The sequence below is a fragment of the Alphaproteobacteria bacterium LSUCC0719 genome, from assembly GCA_040839025.1.
Classification (GTDB): Bacteria; Pseudomonadota; Alphaproteobacteria; order Puniceispirillales; family Puniceispirillaceae; genus UBA8309.
Genome location: JBFPJN010000001.1, coordinates 175870 through 194396, shown reverse-complemented (window position 1 = coordinate 194396; position 18527 = coordinate 175870). Strand labels below are relative to the sequence as shown.

At 59.7% G+C, this 18527-nt stretch carries 17 protein-coding genes and 1 other RNA gene; 6 read left to right on the top strand and 12 right to left on the bottom strand.

The window, feature by feature from the left end; genetic code table 11:
• Positions 1 to 130: 130 nt before the first annotated feature.
• Entirely contained in the window at positions 131 to 1090 is a 960-nt protein-coding gene (miaA, locus tag AB3X55_00900; protein MEX0502135.1) for a tRNA (adenosine(37)-N6)-dimethylallyltransferase MiaA, read from the bottom strand.
• A gap of 55 nt (positions 1091 to 1145) precedes the next feature.
• On the opposite strand from miaA, the gene serB reads away from it, so the two are divergent.
• On the top strand, positions 1146 to 2036 hold the full coding sequence (gene serB, locus AB3X55_00895) for a phosphoserine phosphatase SerB (protein ID MEX0502134.1): 891 nt from the start codon (positions 1146 to 1148) through the stop codon (positions 2034 to 2036).
• Between the two features lie 114 nt (positions 2037 to 2150).
• Here serB and AB3X55_00890 read toward each other — a convergent pair whose 3' ends face one another.
• The 3 genes from AB3X55_00890 to hflK form a co-directional block, all read right to left on the bottom strand.
• Complete coding sequence (locus AB3X55_00890; protein MEX0502133.1) at positions 2151 to 3581, bottom strand: DegQ family serine endoprotease; 1431 nt, start codon at positions 3579 to 3581, stop codon at positions 2151 to 2153.
• Between the two features lie 116 nt (positions 3582 to 3697).
• The gene (gene hflC / locus AB3X55_00885; GenBank protein MEX0502132.1) at positions 3698 to 4576 is read right to left on the bottom strand and encodes a protease modulator HflC; all 879 of its coding nucleotides are present in this window, start codon (positions 4574 to 4576) and stop codon (positions 3698 to 3700) included.
• Between the two features lies 1 nt (position 4577).
• Positions 4578 to 5693, bottom strand: coding sequence for an FtsH protease activity modulator HflK (hflK, locus tag AB3X55_00880; protein MEX0502131.1), 1116 nt, complete (start codon positions 5691 to 5693; stop codon positions 4578 to 4580).
• Between the two features lie 195 nt (positions 5694 to 5888).
• Between hflK and AB3X55_00875 the strand changes: the two genes are divergently transcribed.
• The gene (locus AB3X55_00875) at positions 5889 to 7007 is read left to right on the top strand and encodes an Mrp/NBP35 family ATP-binding protein (GenBank protein ID MEX0502130.1); all 1119 of its coding nucleotides are present in this window, start codon (positions 5889 to 5891) and stop codon (positions 7005 to 7007) included.
• A 52-nt stretch (positions 7008 to 7059) separates the two neighbouring features.
• Here AB3X55_00875 and AB3X55_00870 read toward each other — a convergent pair whose 3' ends face one another.
• Entirely contained in the window at positions 7060 to 7602 is a 543-nt protein-coding gene (locus AB3X55_00870) for a dihydrofolate reductase (protein MEX0502129.1), read from the bottom strand.
• A gap of 1 nt (position 7603) precedes the next feature.
• The gene (locus tag AB3X55_00865) at positions 7604 to 8398 is read right to left on the bottom strand and encodes a thymidylate synthase (protein MEX0502128.1); all 795 of its coding nucleotides are present in this window, start codon (positions 8396 to 8398) and stop codon (positions 7604 to 7606) included.
• An 87-nt stretch (positions 8399 to 8485) separates the two neighbouring features.
• Between AB3X55_00865 and ssrA the strand changes: the two genes are divergently transcribed.
• The 3 genes from ssrA to AB3X55_00850 all read left to right on the top strand — a co-directional run bounded on the left by ssrA (position 8486) and on the right by AB3X55_00850 (position 11087).
• Positions 8486 to 8894: a transfer-messenger RNA gene (ssrA, locus tag AB3X55_00860) on the top strand.
• 54 nt (positions 8895 to 8948) lie between these two features.
• The gene (locus AB3X55_00855; protein ID MEX0502127.1) at positions 8949 to 9449 is read left to right on the top strand and encodes an SspB family protein; all 501 of its coding nucleotides are present in this window, start codon (positions 8949 to 8951) and stop codon (positions 9447 to 9449) included.
• Positions 9450 to 9479: 30 nt separating this feature from the next.
• Positions 9480 to 11087: a fumarate hydratase gene (locus AB3X55_00850; protein MEX0502126.1), complete on the top strand. Its 1608-nt coding sequence runs from the start codon at positions 9480 to 9482 to the stop codon at positions 11085 to 11087.
• A gap of 12 nt (positions 11088 to 11099) precedes the next feature.
• Here the strand turns inward: AB3X55_00850 and glcF are convergent, their stop codons facing one another.
• The 6 genes from glcF to pgk form a co-directional block, all read right to left on the bottom strand.
• The gene (gene glcF, locus AB3X55_00845; GenBank protein ID MEX0502125.1) at positions 11100 to 12383 is read right to left on the bottom strand and encodes a glycolate oxidase subunit GlcF; all 1284 of its coding nucleotides are present in this window, start codon (positions 12381 to 12383) and stop codon (positions 11100 to 11102) included.
• A gap of 11 nt (positions 12384 to 12394) precedes the next feature.
• Positions 12395 to 13594: an FAD-binding protein gene (locus AB3X55_00840; protein ID MEX0502124.1), complete on the bottom strand. Its 1200-nt coding sequence runs from the start codon at positions 13592 to 13594 to the stop codon at positions 12395 to 12397.
• Positions 13595 to 13643: 49 nt separating this feature from the next.
• The gene (locus AB3X55_00835; GenBank protein ID MEX0502123.1) at positions 13644 to 15131 is read right to left on the bottom strand and encodes an FAD-linked oxidase C-terminal domain-containing protein; all 1488 of its coding nucleotides are present in this window, start codon (positions 15129 to 15131) and stop codon (positions 13644 to 13646) included.
• A 199-nt stretch (positions 15132 to 15330) separates the two neighbouring features.
• Entirely contained in the window at positions 15331 to 15456 is a 126-nt protein-coding gene (ykgO, locus tag AB3X55_00830; protein ID MEX0502122.1) for a type B 50S ribosomal protein L36, read from the bottom strand.
• Positions 15457 to 15587: 131 nt separating this feature from the next.
• The gene (gene msrA / locus AB3X55_00825; protein ID MEX0502121.1) at positions 15588 to 16226 is read right to left on the bottom strand and encodes a peptide-methionine (S)-S-oxide reductase MsrA; all 639 of its coding nucleotides are present in this window, start codon (positions 16224 to 16226) and stop codon (positions 15588 to 15590) included.
• Positions 16227 to 16257: 31 nt separating this feature from the next.
• On the bottom strand, positions 16258 to 17463 hold the full coding sequence (gene pgk / locus AB3X55_00820) for a phosphoglycerate kinase (GenBank protein ID MEX0502120.1): 1206 nt from the start codon (positions 17461 to 17463) through the stop codon (positions 16258 to 16260).
• A 191-nt stretch (positions 17464 to 17654) separates the two neighbouring features.
• Between pgk and AB3X55_00815 the strand changes: the two genes are divergently transcribed.
• Positions 17655 to 18512: a glycosyltransferase family 25 protein gene (locus tag AB3X55_00815; protein MEX0502119.1), complete on the top strand. Its 858-nt coding sequence runs from the start codon at positions 17655 to 17657 to the stop codon at positions 18510 to 18512.
• The last annotated feature ends 15 nt before the right edge of the window (positions 18513 to 18527 follow it).

Here is an 18527-nt window from a genome sequence, read left to right as displayed (position 1 = left end):
GTTTGTCGCCATTAAAAAACGCCCTCCCTGCCGGGGTGGCGTCAGTTGATAAGTGGCGGAATTTGTATAAAAACCACAGGGATGTTCATCCCTAACATACAGCAGTGATAGCGCATCAGCATGATGGCCGTCAACTGGTTTTTGACAGAATTGCAAAGATTTCTTTGACGTTTCTTTCTGATTCTTGCTTTGTAAGCGTAATTTCAGCATTAAAATTATTTCGAATCCAGGTCATCTGCCGTTTTGCATAGCGTCGGCTGTCGCGGCTGGCCTGTTCGACCGCCGTTGACCGCGATATTTCGCCAGCCTGCATCGCCATAACCTCACGCACGCCGATAGCCTTCATGACAGGCAGCGAGGCATCAAGACCACGTGCCGCCAGCGCCGCCACCTCTGTGTCAGCCCCCGTATCCATCATCACCTCAAACCGCCTGTCGATGGCGGCATATGTGACGTCACGAGGCGGCATCATGGCGATGCGGAGATGCGGCCCCATCAGAGCGCCCTGGTGGGGGTCGGTCTGCCAGTCGCTCAACGGTCGGCCGGTGGCAAGCGCCACGCCCATCGCCCGCACGAGGCGCTGGCTGTCACCATCATGAAGCCGGTCCGCCATTGCAGAGTCGAGTTTGGCAAGCGAGGCGCGGACCATCGCGCCACCTTGGTCGGCAAGCTGCCGGACACAGCTGTCATGAATGTCGCGCGGCACGTTTGGAACCGGCGCGATACCGTGTATGGCAGCGTGAAAATAAAGCCCCGTGCCGCCAACGATGATCGGCAGCGCGCCGCGCTGGCGGGCCCTTGCCACCTCAACCGATACCATATCCAGCCAGCCCGCCACCGACGCACGCTCGGCGCCATCAATCACACCGTAAAGGCGATGCGGTGCCAGTGCCATTTCGGCATCATCCGGACGCGCTGTCAGAACGCGCAGATCGCGGTAAAGCTGCATCGAGTCCGCATTGATCACCACACCGCCGGCCTGTTGCGCCAGCGCCAGCGCTAGGCTCGATTTACCGGCGGCCGTCGGGCCGCAGATCATCACGATGGCGCCAGCGCCGCCCGGTTGCGTCATTTCTGAGTGGTCAGCCATACCGATCTATGGTTTATCCTGTTGCCTCGATCGACGGAAAAAGGGACAGGCCAAGGTGCATCATTTTGCGGTTTTTTCAAGTTCCGAACAGCAGCACCTGTCCGTGGATGACGGGCTGGCACTGCTTTCCGCTGCCAATGTCGCCGCCGCACCGGACAGCATCAGATGGCTTCATGCCGGCAGGGCATGGGACGTGCCTGTCACAGAAAACGGCGTGGACGCCCTGCCACAGCTGCGACAACAGGCATCGCAATCCGGTGTCGACATCAACATTTTGCCGGCCGCAGGCCGACGCAAACAGCTGTTGATCGCCGATATGGACAGCACCATCATTACGTCGGAATCTTTGGACGACATGGCCGAGATCGCCGACCTTGCCGCGGAGATTACGCCAATCACCGAACGCTCCATGCGTGGTGAGCTTGATTTCGAGGCGGCACTGGATGAACGGGTGGCGCTGCTGAGAGGCCAGCCTTCGAGCCTTGTCGATCAGGCGCTGGCAGAGGTCGAACTGACAGGCGGTGCGGAATGTCTGGTCCGGACGATGCGCGCACATGGCGCGTCCTGCTTTCTGGTCTCGGGCGGCTTTACCGACATCACCGGCCCGGTGGCGGCGATGTGCGGATTTGATGACCATCATGCGAATGTTCTGGAAGCGGAAAATGGATATCTGACCGGCACCGTTGCCAAGCCGGTCCTGGATCGCGAGGCGAAACTGACATTTCTTGACCACTATTGCGCCAGGCTTGGGATCACTCGCAATGATGCTGTCTGTGTCGGTGACGGTGCCAATGACATGGTGATGCTGCAGGCTGCCGGCCTCGGTGTTGCCCTGAAAGGCAAACCTCTTCTGCGCGAGGCCGTGTCGACACAGGTGAACCATACCGATTTGCTGGGACTGCTGTATCTTCAGGGCTACAGCGAGGCACAGTTCGTGACCGGCTGAACGGACAGGCACACCAGATTGCAAACATCAAAAAGGGGGCCGGATAACACCGGCCCCCTTTAATATGCAAGGTGATTATGCAAGGTGATTATGCAGCGTTCAACGGCAGCGCCGTCACTCCTTGGTAAAGCCGATCTGAATGAAGCGCTCGCGGCCTTCACTCTCGACAAGAAGCAGAACACCGGCGCGACCGGCTTCCAGCGTCTCGGCAACCGATTTTCCAAGATCGGCAGCGTCCTCGACCCGGCGCTGGCCAAACCGCTTGATGATATCGCCAACCTGCAGCCCTTTGGCCGCGGCTGGGCCACCTTCGGCAACCTCAGTCACGACAACACCGCGCGCGCTGGCATCCAGCCCAAGTTCAGCCGCCAGTTCGGCGTTCAGGTTTTCAACCGCAAAGCCAAGCCTGTCGAAGCTTTCCGTATCACCGGCGGCCTCGCCATTGACGATGCCGACAAGCTCGGCCTTCTCAAGCTCGCCAAGCGTGACCTGAACTTCCATGCTCTTGCCGTTGCGGATCAGCTTGACCGGCACCGTTGCGCCGATTTCGGTTTCCGCCACGATCCGCGGCAGGTCGCGCATCTTGTCGATCATCTTGCCGTCAAAGCTGACAATCACGTCGCCGGGCTCAAGACCGGCGGCCTGTGCGGGACTGTTTTCATTCACCGTGCTGACAAGCGCCCCGGCGGCAACGTCAAGACCAAGCGATTCAGCGATATCAGGTGTGATTTCCTGAATGAAGACACCAAGCCAGCCACGCCGCGTTGTGCCGAACTCGGCAAGCTGCGCCGTCACACGTTTGGCGAGGTTCGATGAGATGGCAAAGCCGATGCCGACCGAGCCACCCGTCTGCGAGAAAATCGCCGTGTTGATACCGATCACCTCGCCATCCGTATTGAACAGCGGGCCACCTGAGTTGCCTCGGTTGATCGACGCATCCGTCTGGATGAAATCATCATAGGGGCCGTTACCGATATCGCGGCCACGCGCCGAAACGATACCTGCCGTAACCGTGCCGCCAAGGCCGAAGGGATTGCCGATCGCCAGCACCCAGTCACCAACACGAAGACTGTCGGAATCTCCGAACGGCACCGCTGTCAGGTCGACATCGCCGGGATCGATCTTCAGAACCGCAATGTCGGTTTTCTGGTCCTGACCAAGAACCGTGGCGGTGAAAGACGTCTCATCGGCAAGGGTAACCGTGATTTCCTCGGCATTCTCGATCACATGAAAATTCGTCACCACGATGCCGGCGTCATCGATGATAAAGCCCGAACCAAGCGACGAGGCGCGCCGCTTGCGGTCATTGTCACCAAAATTCTTGAAGAAGTCCTCGAACGGCGAACCCGGTGGGAATTGCGGCATATCCATTGCCGGACCTTCGCTCACGATGGTCGTCGTGGAAATATTCACCACGGCCGGCGACAGACGTTCAACCTGGTCCGCAAAACTGTCCGGACGGTCGGCGGCTCCGGCCTCGATCGTCATGAACATGATCGCCAAACCGGCGAGCGCCGGCATCGGGCGAAGCAGTTTCATCAACATGGGATCTGATCTCCTGTCAGAAAATATTACGAAACAACTGGCGGGAGCGACCGGCGCTCCCGCTGTCTGCCGTGATCAAAGAAAAGCTCCGTGACCAAAAGATGGCAGAGGTTTGGCTATTTCTGTACCGACCCGCTCTTGTCCTTGAAGAACCGGAAGAAGCTGCTGTCGGGTGACAACACCATCGAGGTGTCGTTCTGCCCCATCGACTTCCGGTAGGCCTCCATGGACCGGTAAAAGGCAAAGAATTCAGGATCCTGTCCAAAACTGTCGGCATAGATCTGAATGGCCTGGGCATCTCCCGCACCGCGGGTTTCCTGTGCCGTACGCTGCGCCTCGGACAGGATCACTGTCCGGGTCTTTTCCGCGTCGGCACGGATCTTCTGGGCCTCTTCCTCACCGGTGGCGCGGAATTCCTTCGCCTCACGCTCACGCTCGGACTTCATCCGGTTGAAGATGTTCTGGCTGGTCGCGGTCGGATAATCGGCACGCCGCAGCCGCACATCGATGATCTGGATGCCAAGCGAGGATACGGATGCGTTCACTTCCTCGCCGATCGACCTGACAATGTCATTACGCTGACCTGTCAGGATCGAGGCAAGCGTTTCCCGGCCAAGCGCCCGACGAACGGATGAATCGATGATTGCCTCGAGTCTGCCGCGAGCCCCCCGTTCATTCCGGACTGTCTGATAGAACAGCAGAGGGTCTTCAATGCGATAGCGGGCATAGGCGTCAACCTGAAGTCGCTTCTGGTCAGACAGGATCACCTCTTCGGCGTCCTGTGGAATCAGGCTGAGAACACGCTTTTCGTAATAGGTGACGTCCTGAATGAACGGCAGTTTGAAGGCAAGCCCCGGCTCCTGGATGGTACGCTTCGGCTCGCCGAACTGCAGCACCAGTGCCTGCTGGGTCTGGTTGACGGTAAACAGCGAGCTTGTTGCCGCCGTGATGAGAAGAACGATCGCGACGATCGATACAAGACGAGTGGCACCCATGTCAGTTTCCTCCCGACGACTTGTTCAGCTCGCGAAGTGGCAGATACGGCACAACGCCGCTGCCACCGGCAGGCTCGTCGATGATGATCTTTTCGACATTGGCGAAAATCTCTTCGACGGTTTCGATATAGATACGCTCCTTGGTGACATCGGGATTCGTCTTGTAGGCCTGATAGACCTGATCAAAACGCGATGCGTCACCCTCGGCGCGGTTCACAACCTCGGCAAGATAGGCCTCGGCCTCGGCAACGAGTTTTGCTGCCGCACCACGCGCCCGTGGCACAACATCATTCCGGAACGCCTCGGCTTCGTTCTTCAGCCTGTCACGGTCCTGACGCGCACGCTGGACTTCGTTGAATGCGTCGATGACGTCGGATGGCGGATCGACGGCCAGAAGCTGGACGTCACGTACACGCACGCCCGATCCGTATTCATCAAGCAGCTCCTGCAGCTGGGCACGGGCCTGCACCTGAATGTCCTGACGACCTTCGGTCAGTGCTGTCTGGATGGGGGTGCGGCCAATGATCTCACGCATCACCGCCTCGGCAGCGACCTTGATCGTTTCATCTGGCTCGGCAAGGTTGAACAGATACTGGCCGGCATCGGCAATCCGCCAGAACACCACAAAGTCGATATCGACGATATTCTCGTCGCCAGTGATCATCTGGCTTTCATCGGCGATATCGCGACGCGACGAGCTGTTGCCGCTGACGTCACGAAAGCCGATTTCGATCCGGTTGTCGCGTGTGACTTCCGGGGTCATCACAGTCTCGACCGGATAGGGGATATGGTAATGCAGCCCCGGCGCGGTGGTGCGAACCCACTCGCCAAAGCGCAGAACGACACCCTGCTGCTGGGGATTGACGCGGTAAAACCCGCTCATGGCCCAGATCGCAATGGCAATGATCACCAGAAGCGACATCGACTTGCCGCCGGACGGAACAAGCCGCCCCAGCGCATCACGGCCCTGACGAACGACCTTGTCGAGATCCTGCTGCGAACCGCCGCCGCCGGACCCCCACGGGTTGCCGCCATTGCCGCCACCGCGACCTCCACCGCCACCAGATCCGCCCCACGGGCCGCCCTGATCGCCTCCACCCTGATTATTCCATGGCATGATGCGCCTACTCCATCGACTTCGGTTTCAAGTTGGCGCCACCACCCGCCCTGTACCAGCGGCAGGCAACAGCACCTGAATCTGTTGAAGAGCCTTGCCGCTGTGCGGCGGCTGTGCAGTTGCAAAACCACCCCGGACGGCTTATGTCACCCTCAAGTCATCCACATATTTGCACACAGGCTGGTGATTTCAAGCATGGCAAACGAATTGACAGACGCAATGATCAAGGCGGCACTCGCGACGGTGACGGCACCGGGACGGGACACCGATATTGTCACCTCGGGACAGGTGTCGGGCATCGTCATAAAAGACGGACATGTCGGCTTCACAATCGAGATCGATCCGGCCGAAAAAGACCAGGCCGACAGTCTGCGCGCTGCCAGTGAAGGCGCGGTCAAGGCGCTTGCCGGCGTCTTGTCGGCGACCGCCATGCTGACCGCGCATCAACCCGCGGCAAGCCAGCAGGGCCAGCCAGCACCACAGGGCGGCGCCGGCAATGGCGCGGGGGCGCCATCACGCGAGCCGCTGAAGCCAGCCGGGCATCTGATCGCCGTGGCCTCGGGCAAGGGCGGCGTCGGCAAATCGACCACCGCCATCAATCTGGCGCTGGCCATCGCGGCAACGGGCCAGCGCGTCGGCATCCTCGATGCCGATATCTATGGCCCCTCCCTGCCACGGCTGATCGGCCAGAACCGCAAGCCGCAGAGCGATGGCAAGAAGATCGTGCCGATTGACGCATGGGGACTGCAGACAATGTCGATTGGCTATCTTGTTGCCGAGGACGCGCCGACGATCTGGCGTGGCCCGATGGTGATGAGCGCCATCGAACAGATGCTTCGCGATGTCGCATGGGACAATCTGGACGTGTTGATCATCGACATGCCACCGGGCACCGGCGATGCCCAGCTGACACTCTCGCAGCGGGCCGCCCTGTCGGGCGCGGTGATTGTCTCTACACCCCAGGATCTGGCGCTGATCGACGCCCGCAAGGGTCTCAACATGTTCCGCAAGGTCAATGTACCGGTGCTGGGAATTATCGAGAATATGAGCCATTTCATCTGCCCCGACTGTGGGGGGCGGCATGACGTGTTCGGCAATGGCGGCGCCGCCGCCGAGGCAGCGCGCATCGGCGCGCCCTTCCTTGGTGATGTGCCGCTGGAAATGACGATCCGGGCAACCTCCGACGCCGGCACGCCTGTGGTCGCCAAGGATCCGGACGGCCCGCATGCCGCGCATTACCGCGCCATCGCCGACAAGGTGATGGGACAGCTTGCCTCCGCGCCGAAGGCAGGTCCGAAGATTGTCATGGATTAGGCGGCCTCACGGCCGGACGGACAGCATCTGGCCAGCACGGACGGCAGTCAGATCACACCAGAACCGGCACCTTGCGGGTCAGTCTTTCATAGCGATGGGCGGGCACCTCGCCATCAGCCGGCACCTGTTGCAGGATCTGCCGGTCCCAAATATCGGCATCGAGATCGGGAAAAACTGCCGCCGCCGGTCCGCCATCAGGGTCAATCTCGACAACCGTCAGCTCGATCCGGTTGGTCAGCGCCATCCCGGCAGCATAGATTTCCCCACCACCAAACAGAATGACCTCGCGGCGCGCGCCCTCGGTCATCTGGATCCAGTCGCGCGCCAGTGCCAGCGCGTTGTCCATGCTGGCGGCACGAAGCGCCCCCTCGCCGGTCCAGTGCGGATCCCGCGTCATCACGATGCTGGCACGGCCCGGCAGCGCCCGACCGATCGAATCCCACGTCCGCCGTCCCATGATCAGCGGACAGCCCATCGTCAGCGCCTTGACGCGCTTCAGATCCGCCGGAAGATGCCATATCAACCCGCTGCCATCGCCGATCACACGGTTCTGCGCCATCGCCACGACGGCGACCATTTCAAGACCATCCGCCATGTCAGACAGCAATCGGTGCCGGGATGGTGGGCGCCGCCGCATAGTCGGTGATCTCGAAATCATCAAAGGCAAAGCCGTCAATCGTGTCCGGAACACGCCGCAACACAAGCCGTGGCAGCGGCCCCGGCTGGCGGGTCAGTTGCAGCCGCGCCTGGTCGAAATGGTTGGAATAGAGATGCGCGTCGCCAAGCGTGTGAACGAAGCTGCCGGGCTGCAGGTCACAGACCGCGGCGATCATATGCGTCAGCAACGCATAGGAGGCAATGTTGAACGGCACGCCAAGAAAAATATCGGCGCTGCGCTGATACAGCTGACAGGACAGCCTGCCATCGGCGACAAAGAACTGGAACAGACAATGGCAGGGTGGCAGCGCCATATGGGGAAGATCGGCCGGGTTCCAGGCCGACAGCATCAGCCGTCGCGATTCAGGCGTTGTCTTGATGGCCTCGACAAGATCGGCCAGCTGGTCGATCTCGCGTCCATCCGCCCCCTGCCAACGACGCCACTGCTTGCCATAGACCGGGCCGAGATCACCATTTTCATCAGCCCATTCATCCCAGATCGAGACGCCGTTTTCCTGAAGATAGCGGATATTGGTGTCACCGCGGACAAACCACAGCAGCTCATGAATGATCGATCGTGTGTGCAGCTTCTTGGTTGTCAGCAACGGGAAGCCGGCCTCGAGATCGAATCGCATCTGGTGGCCGAACACGGCGCGGGTGCCGGTGCCGGTGCGGTCACCACGATCAACCCCTTCGTCAAGGACACGGTTCAGAAGATCAAGATATTGCTGCATGGGAGGCGCTCGCGGCTGTCATGATGATGCCCCGGCAAGGTCGCATGACGACCGCACCCGATCAAGCCGCAATCACATTTGTGAAAACAGCTTTCAAAGCGCGGCTGCCAGACCTATATTGTAGGGGCTGGCTTGCCAGCTATGGCGATAAACGTGCTGTGAAATAAGCAGAGCGGACCCGGGGGCGGTACCCGGCGCCTCCACCATTTCAGCCGGCCCTGTTCTGTTCCATATATATCAGGGAACATATGTCAAAGACAGGCGAAGGCGGCTGAAAGACTGGGGGCGAAATAGGATCGACGCATGTAATAAAGACAGTATTTTCGCTCGGTATGGTACCCGCCGTTATCGGGCCATGTAGTAGTTGCAAATGACAACACTGCTCCGGTAGCAGCAGCAGCCTAACGGCAGCTTAAGCAACCGATCTTAAAGTCCAGTCCGCTTGAGCTCGGGCTGGCGGGGTTTGGAGCGCACCTGGCAACAGAAGCGTTCCTCTTCTTTTCAATGGTGCCACTTTTCAACAATGTCGGACGAATCAGGTTAATGCGCGATGGATGATGACGGGCAGGAATTCACCGGATTGAATTACGAACTTCTTGTCGAGGATTCGCTTCGCATGGTGGTGCGCGCCGCCTTGCAGATCACCGAAGTCAGCGGACTTCCCGGCGAGGCGCATTTTTACATTGCCTTCAAGACCGGTCATCCGGGCGTGACCATGGATGAGGCGCTTCGCGCCCAACACCCCGACACCATAACCATCGTGTTGCAGCACCAGTTTGCCGACCTCATTGTTGGCGATGACAGTTTCAGCGTGACGCTGTTCTTTGGCGGCAAGCCTTCGGCGATGACCGTTCCCTTTGCCGCGGTTACAAGCTTCAATGACCCGTCGGTCGGTTTCGGCCTGCAATTCGGCACCGATGACGATGATGACGGGCTTGACGACGATGACGGGACGATGGTGGATGCCCCGGACGAAGAGCAAGCACCCGCCGACCCGGGGGCATCAGCCGAAGTTGTGTCCCTGGACAGCTTCCGTAAAACCCCCTCCTGAGCGCCCCTTATCATTTGCGCGGATTGACCGATGACCGATTTTGCCTACAGCCCGATGTTCCCGCTTGCCGAGGACACAACCGAATATGAGCTTGTCAGCAGCGACCATGTCGAGCTTGTCGAGATGGGCGGGGACTCATTCCTGAAAGTCGCGCCGGAGGCGCTGCGCCTTCTTGCCCAGCGCGCCTTCACCGATATTTCACATCTTCTTCGCAGCGGCCATCTGGCACAGCTGGCGGCAATCCTCGATGATCCCGAAGCCACCCAGAATGACAGGTTTGTGGCACTGGAAATGCTGAAGAATGCTGTTGTCGCAGCGGATGGCCTGTTGCCAATGTGCCAGGACACCGGAACGGCAATCATTTCCGGCACCCGCGGCGATCGCGTTCTGGTAGAGGGGGATGATGGCGAGGCGCTGTCGCGCGGCGTGTTCGACACCTATCAGCAAAGCAATCTTCGCTATTCACAGCTTGCCGCGACAAGCATGTTTGACGAGGTCAATACGGCGACTAACCTGCCAGCACAGATCGACCTGTATGCCGGCAAGGGGATGGAATACAAATTCGCCTTCATCCAGAAAGGTGGCGGATCGGCGAACAAGACCTTCCTGCACCAGAAAACCAAGGCCGTCCTGAATCCCGAGTCACTGCGCGAATTCATCCGCACGGCGATTCTCGATCTCGGCACCTCGGCCTGTCCGCCCTATCATCTGGCAGTGGTGATCGGGGGCACATCAGCCGAATATAATCTGAAAACCGTGAAACAGGCCTCGATCCGGGCGCTTGACGCATTGCCAACCACGGGCAACAGCCTTGGCCATGCCTGGCGGGATCTGGAATGGGAGGCCGAAATTCTGCAGATCACGCGCGAACTGGGTATTGGCGCGCAGTTTGGTGGCAAATATTACTGTCACGATGTGCGGGTTATCCGTCTGCCGCGGCATGGTGCGTCCTGCCCGGTCGGGATCGGTGTGTCCTGTTCTGCTGACCGGCAGGCGCTTGCCAAGATCACACCGGATGGCATCTTCGTTGAAAAGCTGGAGCGTGACCCGGCGCGTTATCTTCCCGACATCGACACATCGGACGAGATTCCGGCCGTGCCAATCGATCTGAACCGCCCCATGCCCGAGATACTGGAGACTCTCAGCCAGCATCCTGTGGCCACGAGGCTGGCTCTGACAGGCCCGCTGATCGTCGCCCGCGACATCGCGCATGCCAAGCTGCTGGAACGTCTGCAGGCGGAAGGCGATCTTCCCGACTGGTTCAAGAATCACCCTGTCTATTACGCCGGACCGGCGAAAACACCCGAAGGCATGCCCTCAGGGTCATTCGGCCCGACGACGGCGGGGCGTATGGACAGCTATGTCGAGACATTCCAGGCCGCCGGCGGATCGATGGTGATGCTGGCAAAAGGCAACCGGTCACGACAGGTCCGGGAAAGTTGCCAGACACATGGCGGCTTCTATCTTGGCAGCATCGGCGGCGTTGCCGCGAAACTGGCCCTTGAATCGATCAAGAAGATCGAAGTGCTGGAATATCCCGAACTTGGAATGGAAGCTGTCTGGAAGATCGAAGTCGAGAACTTCCCCGCCTTCATCATTACCGATGACAAGGGCAATGATTTCTTCGATATCGGGTGACGTCCAGATTCCTTACGCCGGCGGTGGGCCGCCGCTGGCATAATCGATGAACTGGATCGTATGCCGAACCGGAATTTCGTCATCCAGCTGCTGGATACAGCCGATATTGCCTGCCGCCACAATGGGCGCGCCGGTGCCCCGGATATTGGCAAGCTTGCGATCACGAAGAACGGCGGCCATGTCGGGCTGAAGGATGTTGTAGACCCCTGCCGACCCACAGCACAGGTGGGGCTCCAGCGGCTGACGGACATCGAATCCCGCCTGACGAAGAAGGCTGACCGGCAGATCGTGGATTTTCTGGCCATGCTGCAGTGAACATGCCGAATGATAGGCGACAGCGCCGCGGCCTTCGGGCGCGGGCTCTATGATCCTATGCAGTGGCAGGTCGGCAAGCAGCTCGGAAATATCACATGTCAATGATGCCACCTGCGCCGCGATGTCCTTCAATTCGGGATCATCGCCAACAACATGTTCGTAATCCTTGACCATCGTACCGCAGCCTGACGCATTGACGACGATGGCATCAACCGCGCCTTTCTGCAGCTCGTCACGCCAGCCAAGAAGCGTTGACCGGATCGCCGCCTTTGCCGCGTCGGTTTCGCCGATATGATGCGCCAGCGCACCACAGCAGAACGCCTCTGAACGAACCGTGACCCGCACACCAAGCTTGTTGAGAACCCGTACCGTACTGGCATTGATGGCCGGATCGAGCGCCCGCTGGGCACAGCCTGCTAGAAGAATGACATGGCGGGTTGGTGTCATCGGCGGGTCAAAATCTTCACTTCTGCTGCCAATCTGGTCGAGGCGCGGCAATTTCCCCGGCAGTTTGGCAAGCGCCGCCTTGATCCGGCGCGGCATGACAGGCGCGCCCCATCTGCCAATTCGGCCAAGCTGGATCATCAGCCGAAACCGGCTGGCATGCGGGATGACCTGCGCCAGCAACCGCCGCATCACCCGGTCCATAAATGACCGTTCGACCTGCCGGTCCAGCCGGTCACGGCCAATCTCGATCAGATGATGGTAATCGACCCCCGAAGGACAGGTCGTCGTACAGGCAAGGCAGCCAAGGCAGCGGTCAAGGTGGAATCCGGTATCGGCCGACACACTGTCCGGTGTTTCAAGAAGCTCGCGCATCAACCAGATGCGACCGCGAGGGCTGTCGCGCTCGTCGCCGGTTACCACATATGTCGGACAGGTGGCGGTGCAAAAACCGCAATGCACGCATTTGCGCAGAATGGCGTCGGCCTCGCGTATCTGCGGATCAAGAAGCTGGGTATCGGTGAAATGCGTCTGCATGCTGCTCTCGTCTACACGCCAGGATGCATGCGTTCATAATTCAGCACGCCAAGTGGATCGAAAGATGCCTTCACCCGCTTGTGAAGCTCGAAGACCGGTCCCGGCAGCGGCTGCAACGGCGCGATGCTCTCGCGCGTTGCACCGATATCGCGCACCAGCATGGCAAAACCACTGCCAAGACCGGCAACGGCACCGCGAAGCGCCTCGCCGATGCGGGGTGATTTCCCTGCAATCCACAGCAGTCCGCCAGCCCAGTCGGCCATCATCCGTACGTCAAGCGTCGGGTCCAGCGCCGCCAGCACGGTCGGCGCATCGGAAGGCGCGCATGACACCTTCCAGATATCATGCGGATGCTCGACAAGCGGCTGTACATCCCTGATCCGGTTCCACAATGCGGCGCTTTTGGGGGCATCGAGCGGCTCTCCCTTGCTGAAGGCAAGGAGATGGCCAAGCCTGTCCGCCACCGATGCCTCGATCCCTTCCAGCCTGATCACCGCGGTGAAGGCAGTGCCAAGATCGACACCTTCCTCGGCCGCGACGGCCTGTGGCAGGATCGCTGCCGCGCCGGGCTCATGCGAGGTGGCGAATATCGATGCAATGCCGGAAACGGCGTCGCTGAACCCGTCATAGCCGACCAGCAGCGAGCATGCGGTTTCGGGAACCGGCAGGGTCTTCAGGGTGATTTCATCCATCACCCCAAGAGTACCAAAGGAACCACACATGAGCTTTGACAGATCATAGCCGGTAACATTCTTCATCACCTTGCCACCCGACTTGAATATCTCGCCACGGCCCGAGACAGCTTCGAAGCCGAGCAGATAGTCGCGCGCCGCCCCTGCGGTCAGGCGCCGTGGCCCGGAAAGATTGGTCGCAATCACACCGCCGATGGTGCCGCGGGCTGCGGGTTCGGAGGCCCCGACAATGCGGGTCATGCGCGGCGGTTCGAAAGCCAGCATCTGACGTGCCCCGGCAAGGGCGTCCTCGACGACATCCATTGGCGTTCCGGCACGAAGTGTCAGAACAAGCTCTTCGGGTTGGTAATCGACAATCCCGCTGAAGGCGCTGACATCCAGAACGGCATCATAGGTTGCTGCCCGACCAAGATGGCGTTTCGTACCGGCGGCGCGAAGTTCAAGCCGCGACCTGGAAGCAACAGCCTCCTGGACGGCATCCTGAACCTGATTGAGATCGGAAACGGCAATGTCGGTCATCAGGCAATGGCCCTTTGCAAGTCAGCCCCGGTTTTCGGGATCCGGCACACTAGAATCTTGGCAGATCGGGATGCGGTAACTTGCCCTTGTGGACATGAAGCCGGCCCAGTTCGGCACAGCGATGAAGGTTCGGGAACACCTTGCCGGGGTTCAAAAGATGCCCCGGATCAAAGGCGCATTTCAGACGCTGCTGCTGTTTCAGGTCATCTTCTGTGAACTGGATGTTCATCAGGTCGCGTTTTTCAACCCCGACACCATGTTCGCCCGTCAGCACACCACCCATTTCAACGCAGCTGCGAAGGATATCAGCGCCAAATTCCTCAGCCCGTTCCAATTCTCCGGGCTGGTTGGCGTCGAACAGGATCAAAGGATGAAGATTGCCGTCGCCGGCATGGAATACATTTGCAACGCGCAGCCCATATTGCTGGCTCAGCGAATTCATGCGCCGCATCATGTCGGGAAGACGGCGCCGGGGAATGGTGCCATCCATACACAGATAATCCGGCGATATCCGGCCAACAGCCGGGAATGCCGACTTGCGTCCGGCCCAGAACAGATTGCGTTCCTCTTCGGACTGGCTGACGCGAACGGATGTCGCGCCGGCGGCACGTACAATCGTCTCGACACGGTCGATCAGGGCGTCAACCTCAACCTCGGGACCATCAAGCTCGATGATCAGCAGCGCCGCCGCTTCACGCGGATATCCGGCATTCGCAAAATCCTCGGCAGCATTGATGGCAAGACCATCCATCATTTCCATGCCGGCGGGGATGATCCCCGCCCCGATAACGTCCCCGACCGCCATACCGGCATCACCGGTATCATCAAATCCGACAAGCAGCGCTCGTGCCGTTGCAGGCTTCTGGAGGATTCGAAGCGTCACCTCGCTGACAACGCCAAGCAGGCCTTCCGACCCTGTCATCACACCGAGGAGGTCGTAATCACCCGAATCAAGATGTTTGCCGCCAAACCGCAGAATCTCCCCCTCGATGGTGACGATTTCCACACCAAGAAGGTTGTTCGTTGTCAGCCCATATTTCAGACAATGCACACCACCTGAATTCTCGGCCACATTGCCGCCAACCGAACAGGCAATCTGGCTTGATGGATCGGGTGCATAATAGAACCCGTCCGCCTGCACGGCATGGGTGATGGCAAGGTTGGTCACGCCAGGCTGCGCGACAACGCATCGATTTGCGTAATCCACCTCCAGAATGCGGTTGAACTTGCCAAGCCCAAGAAGAACCGCATCGGCAAGTGGCAGCGCCCCACCCGACAGCGAGGTACCGGCCCCACGCGGCACGATTTTGATCCCCTGTTCATGGCAATATTTCATGACAGCGGCAATCTGGTCGACGGTCTCGGGAAGCACAACGGCCAGCGGCACCTGCCGATAGGCCGACAAGCCGTCAGAATCGAAAGCCTTCATGCTTTCGGTGGAATCGACCACGCATCCATTGGGAAGCATCCGCCGCAGCGCGCCGCAGATATCATCGCGTCGGTCAATCACCGTCTGGTCTGGTTCGGGCATCAACATCGCCGGGGTCCGTCATCTTTCAGTGTGGGTAATGCACTATACATGTAATGGCACCGACCTGTCAGCGCCATGACGCAGGTGATTTGCCGCATCAGGGCTGGAAACCGACCGCCCAGCACCACATTCATCCAAAAGAAAACGGCCGGCAAAGCCGACCGTCATTCATACACTGCCTGTCGCGAAGGGTCGCGGGGACGGTTCAGCCCTGACGCGCCTTCAGACGTGGGTTGCGCTTGTTGATCACATAAAGGCGACCACGGCGACGCACGACCTGACAGTTGCGATCACGCGACTTGAGAGTTTTGAGCGAGCTAGCGACTTTCATGTTCGGCTCCGGCACAACGCAGTAAATTGGACGGTAATTTGGGCGATAAATTCAACGAGCAGGTTATCTAGCATCGTGCCCGGATGACGTCAATGCAGAAATCCGGGTCTGCGACAAAGGCTGACAAACACCTAGCCGGCGCAGGCAACCCCGGTACCTTTCAGGCCGCAATAGCCGTTCGGCACCTTGTGAAGATATTGCTGGTGATAATCCTCGGCGTAATAGAACGGTCCTGCCGGGCCGATCTCGGTTGTGATCTCGCCAAGGCCGCGCGCCGCCAGCGCCGCCCCGTACTCGTCGGCCATCTGACGGGCGATAGCGAGTTGCGGGTCGGACGTTGTGAAAATCGCCGACCGATACTGCGTTCCGATGTCATTTCCCTGTCGATAGCCCTGCGTGGGATCATGCTCTTCAAAGAACGTCTTCAGAATGCGGCTGAGCGGCAGCCTGTCCGGATCATAGGCAACCAACACCACCTCGGTATGGCCAGTGCGCCCCGAGCATACTTCCTCATAGGTCGGGTTCGGGGTGAACCCGCCAGCATAACCAACCGCCGTCGTGAACACGCCGTCAAGCTTCCAGAACAGACGTTCGGCACCCCAGAAACATCCCAGCCCCAGATGGATTTCCTGAAGGGGCTCCGCAAACGGTCCCATCGTCGGCGTTCCCAGAACGCAATGCGGCGCACCGTCCCAGACCGCGGTCTTGCGACCCGGCAAGGCCTCTGACATCAACGGCATTCGTGCCTTGAAGGGATTTCCGAACAGCATGGCAGCCTCATATTCTGTGCATGATCTCTATTTACGCTTTGTGACGAAGCGCCTCGACGCCCGGCAGCTCGCGCCCTTCCAGCCATTCCAGAAAGGCACCACCTGCGGTAGACACATATGAGAACTGGTCGCTGACACCCGCATTTGCAAGGGCGGCAAGCGTGTCACCACCCCCGGCGACCGACAGCGTTTCACCAGCTTTGGTGGCGGCGGCAACGGCCTTGGCAACGGCATTGGTGGCGCTGTCGAACGGCGGAAACTCGAACGCACCCATCGGGCCATTCCAGACCACTGTCCGGCATCCCGCCAACCCGGCAATGATCGCATCCACGGATTGCGGACCGGCATCAAGGATCATGTCATCGGCAGACAGATCACCCGGCATCGCAATGCGATGCGGAACCTGACTGGCCAGTTCGGTGGCGACCAGAAAATCCACCGGCAGATCGATATGGCAGCCATGCGCCGCCGCCTTGTCGGATATGGCGCGCGCGGTGTCGACCATATCCGCCTCGACAAGCGACGCCCCCACATCCAGGCCAGCCGCCAGCAGAAACGTATTGGCCATCCCGCCACCAAGCACCAGACGGTCGACTCTGGTGATCAGATTCTCCAGCACCTGAAGCTTTGTCGACACCTTTGCCCCGCCGACAATCGCTGCCACGGGCCGCACCGGCGAGGCCAGCGCAGCATGCAGCGCCGACAATTCCTCGCCAAGTGCCCGGCCTGCCGTTGCCACCGACATCATGCGCGGCAAGGCATCCACAGACGCATGCGCGCGGTGGGTGCAGGAAAAGGCATCACCAACATAGATATCGCCAAGTTCGGCAAGCGCCGCCGCAAAAGCCGGATCATTGGCCTCTTCGCCTGCATGAAAGCGGAGATTTTCCATCATCACCACGTCACCATCGGCCAGCGCGGCAACGGCATCACGTCCACCCTGGCCAAGCAGGTCTGGTTCGACCGGGACAGGACAGCCGAGCAGTGCTGCCAGATGCGCGGCCACCGGTGCCACCGAGAATTCCGGTGCCACCCTGCCCTTTGGACGGCCAAGATGGGTCAGAAGCACAAGTCTGGCCCCGGATTTGCGAAGTGCGTCAAGCCCGGGAAGAATCCGCCGGATACGTGTATCATCGGTCACCTTTCCGTCGGCGAGCGGCACGTTGAGATCAAGCCTGACAAGACAGCGACGTCCAGCGGTTTCCACCTTGTCGACAAACAGAAATGGCGCGTCCATGGCTGCCCTCCACAGGCAAGGGAAAAATACGGTTGGATAGGTTGCACAAGGCCTTAACCGATCCATTCATGACTGGCAAGACCGGGACCGCATCGATATCAACCCCCTCACCCCGGATGTGACTGCGCCGGCAAAGCCACTCGACCCGGTGCGGTAAATCAGGTTAAGTACATATTGTTAATAAAGTCTTAATGTCAGCGTTATCCGTGGTGTGTGCTGTTGTGTTGCCGATCTATGTAATTTCGCTCAGGACGTCGACCAGCCGCAGACGCGCCATGACACAGCGTATGGCCGCACTCGGGCTGGAATTCGAGTTCATCGATGCCATTCGCGGCGGCGACATACCGCCAGACCAGCGGCACGACCTGATTTCAGACCAGCGCAGGCGTCATCTTGGTGCGCCGTTTTCCAACGGGGCACTTGGCTGTCTGATGAGCCACCGCGCGGCCTGGGCACAGATCCGCGACGCTCATCTCGATGCCGCGATCATTCTCGAGGATGATGCCGAACTGGCACCCGAAGCCATTGAGGTTCTGCCCCGTATCGCCGCCCTGAAAGGCCGGTTTGATCTGATCAATCTGCACAACACGGCCGGACGGCCGCTTGTGGATGCCGCGCGTATTTCATCGACGCATGCGCTGTCCATCACCCGTTATGCCAGCATTGGTGCGGTTGGATATGTTGTCAGCCGCGCGGCCGCCGAACGGTTACTGGAGGTGTCGTTGCCCGGCATCTTCGAAGTTGATGTGCTTATGAACAGGTGGTGGGAGCATGGATTGAGAACGCTTGTCCTCACCCCCTCGATTGTCAGCGAGGACGGCCATGAATCGACAATCGGCTATTCCGGCAAGAAACCACAATGGGACCGGGACCGGCTGCATGACAGGTTCATGCGGAGTGTAAACCGCAAACGGGACTCGCTGACCAAGCGCCTGTCCTTTTCGACCATGGTCAGAACGACAAAAGCTCGACTTGCCGGCGACGCGCGGCGCCGACCCGGTATCGATCTGCAAAATCCCGATTTGACCTGGTTGACCGAAACAAACTGATCGACAAGGCTGGCC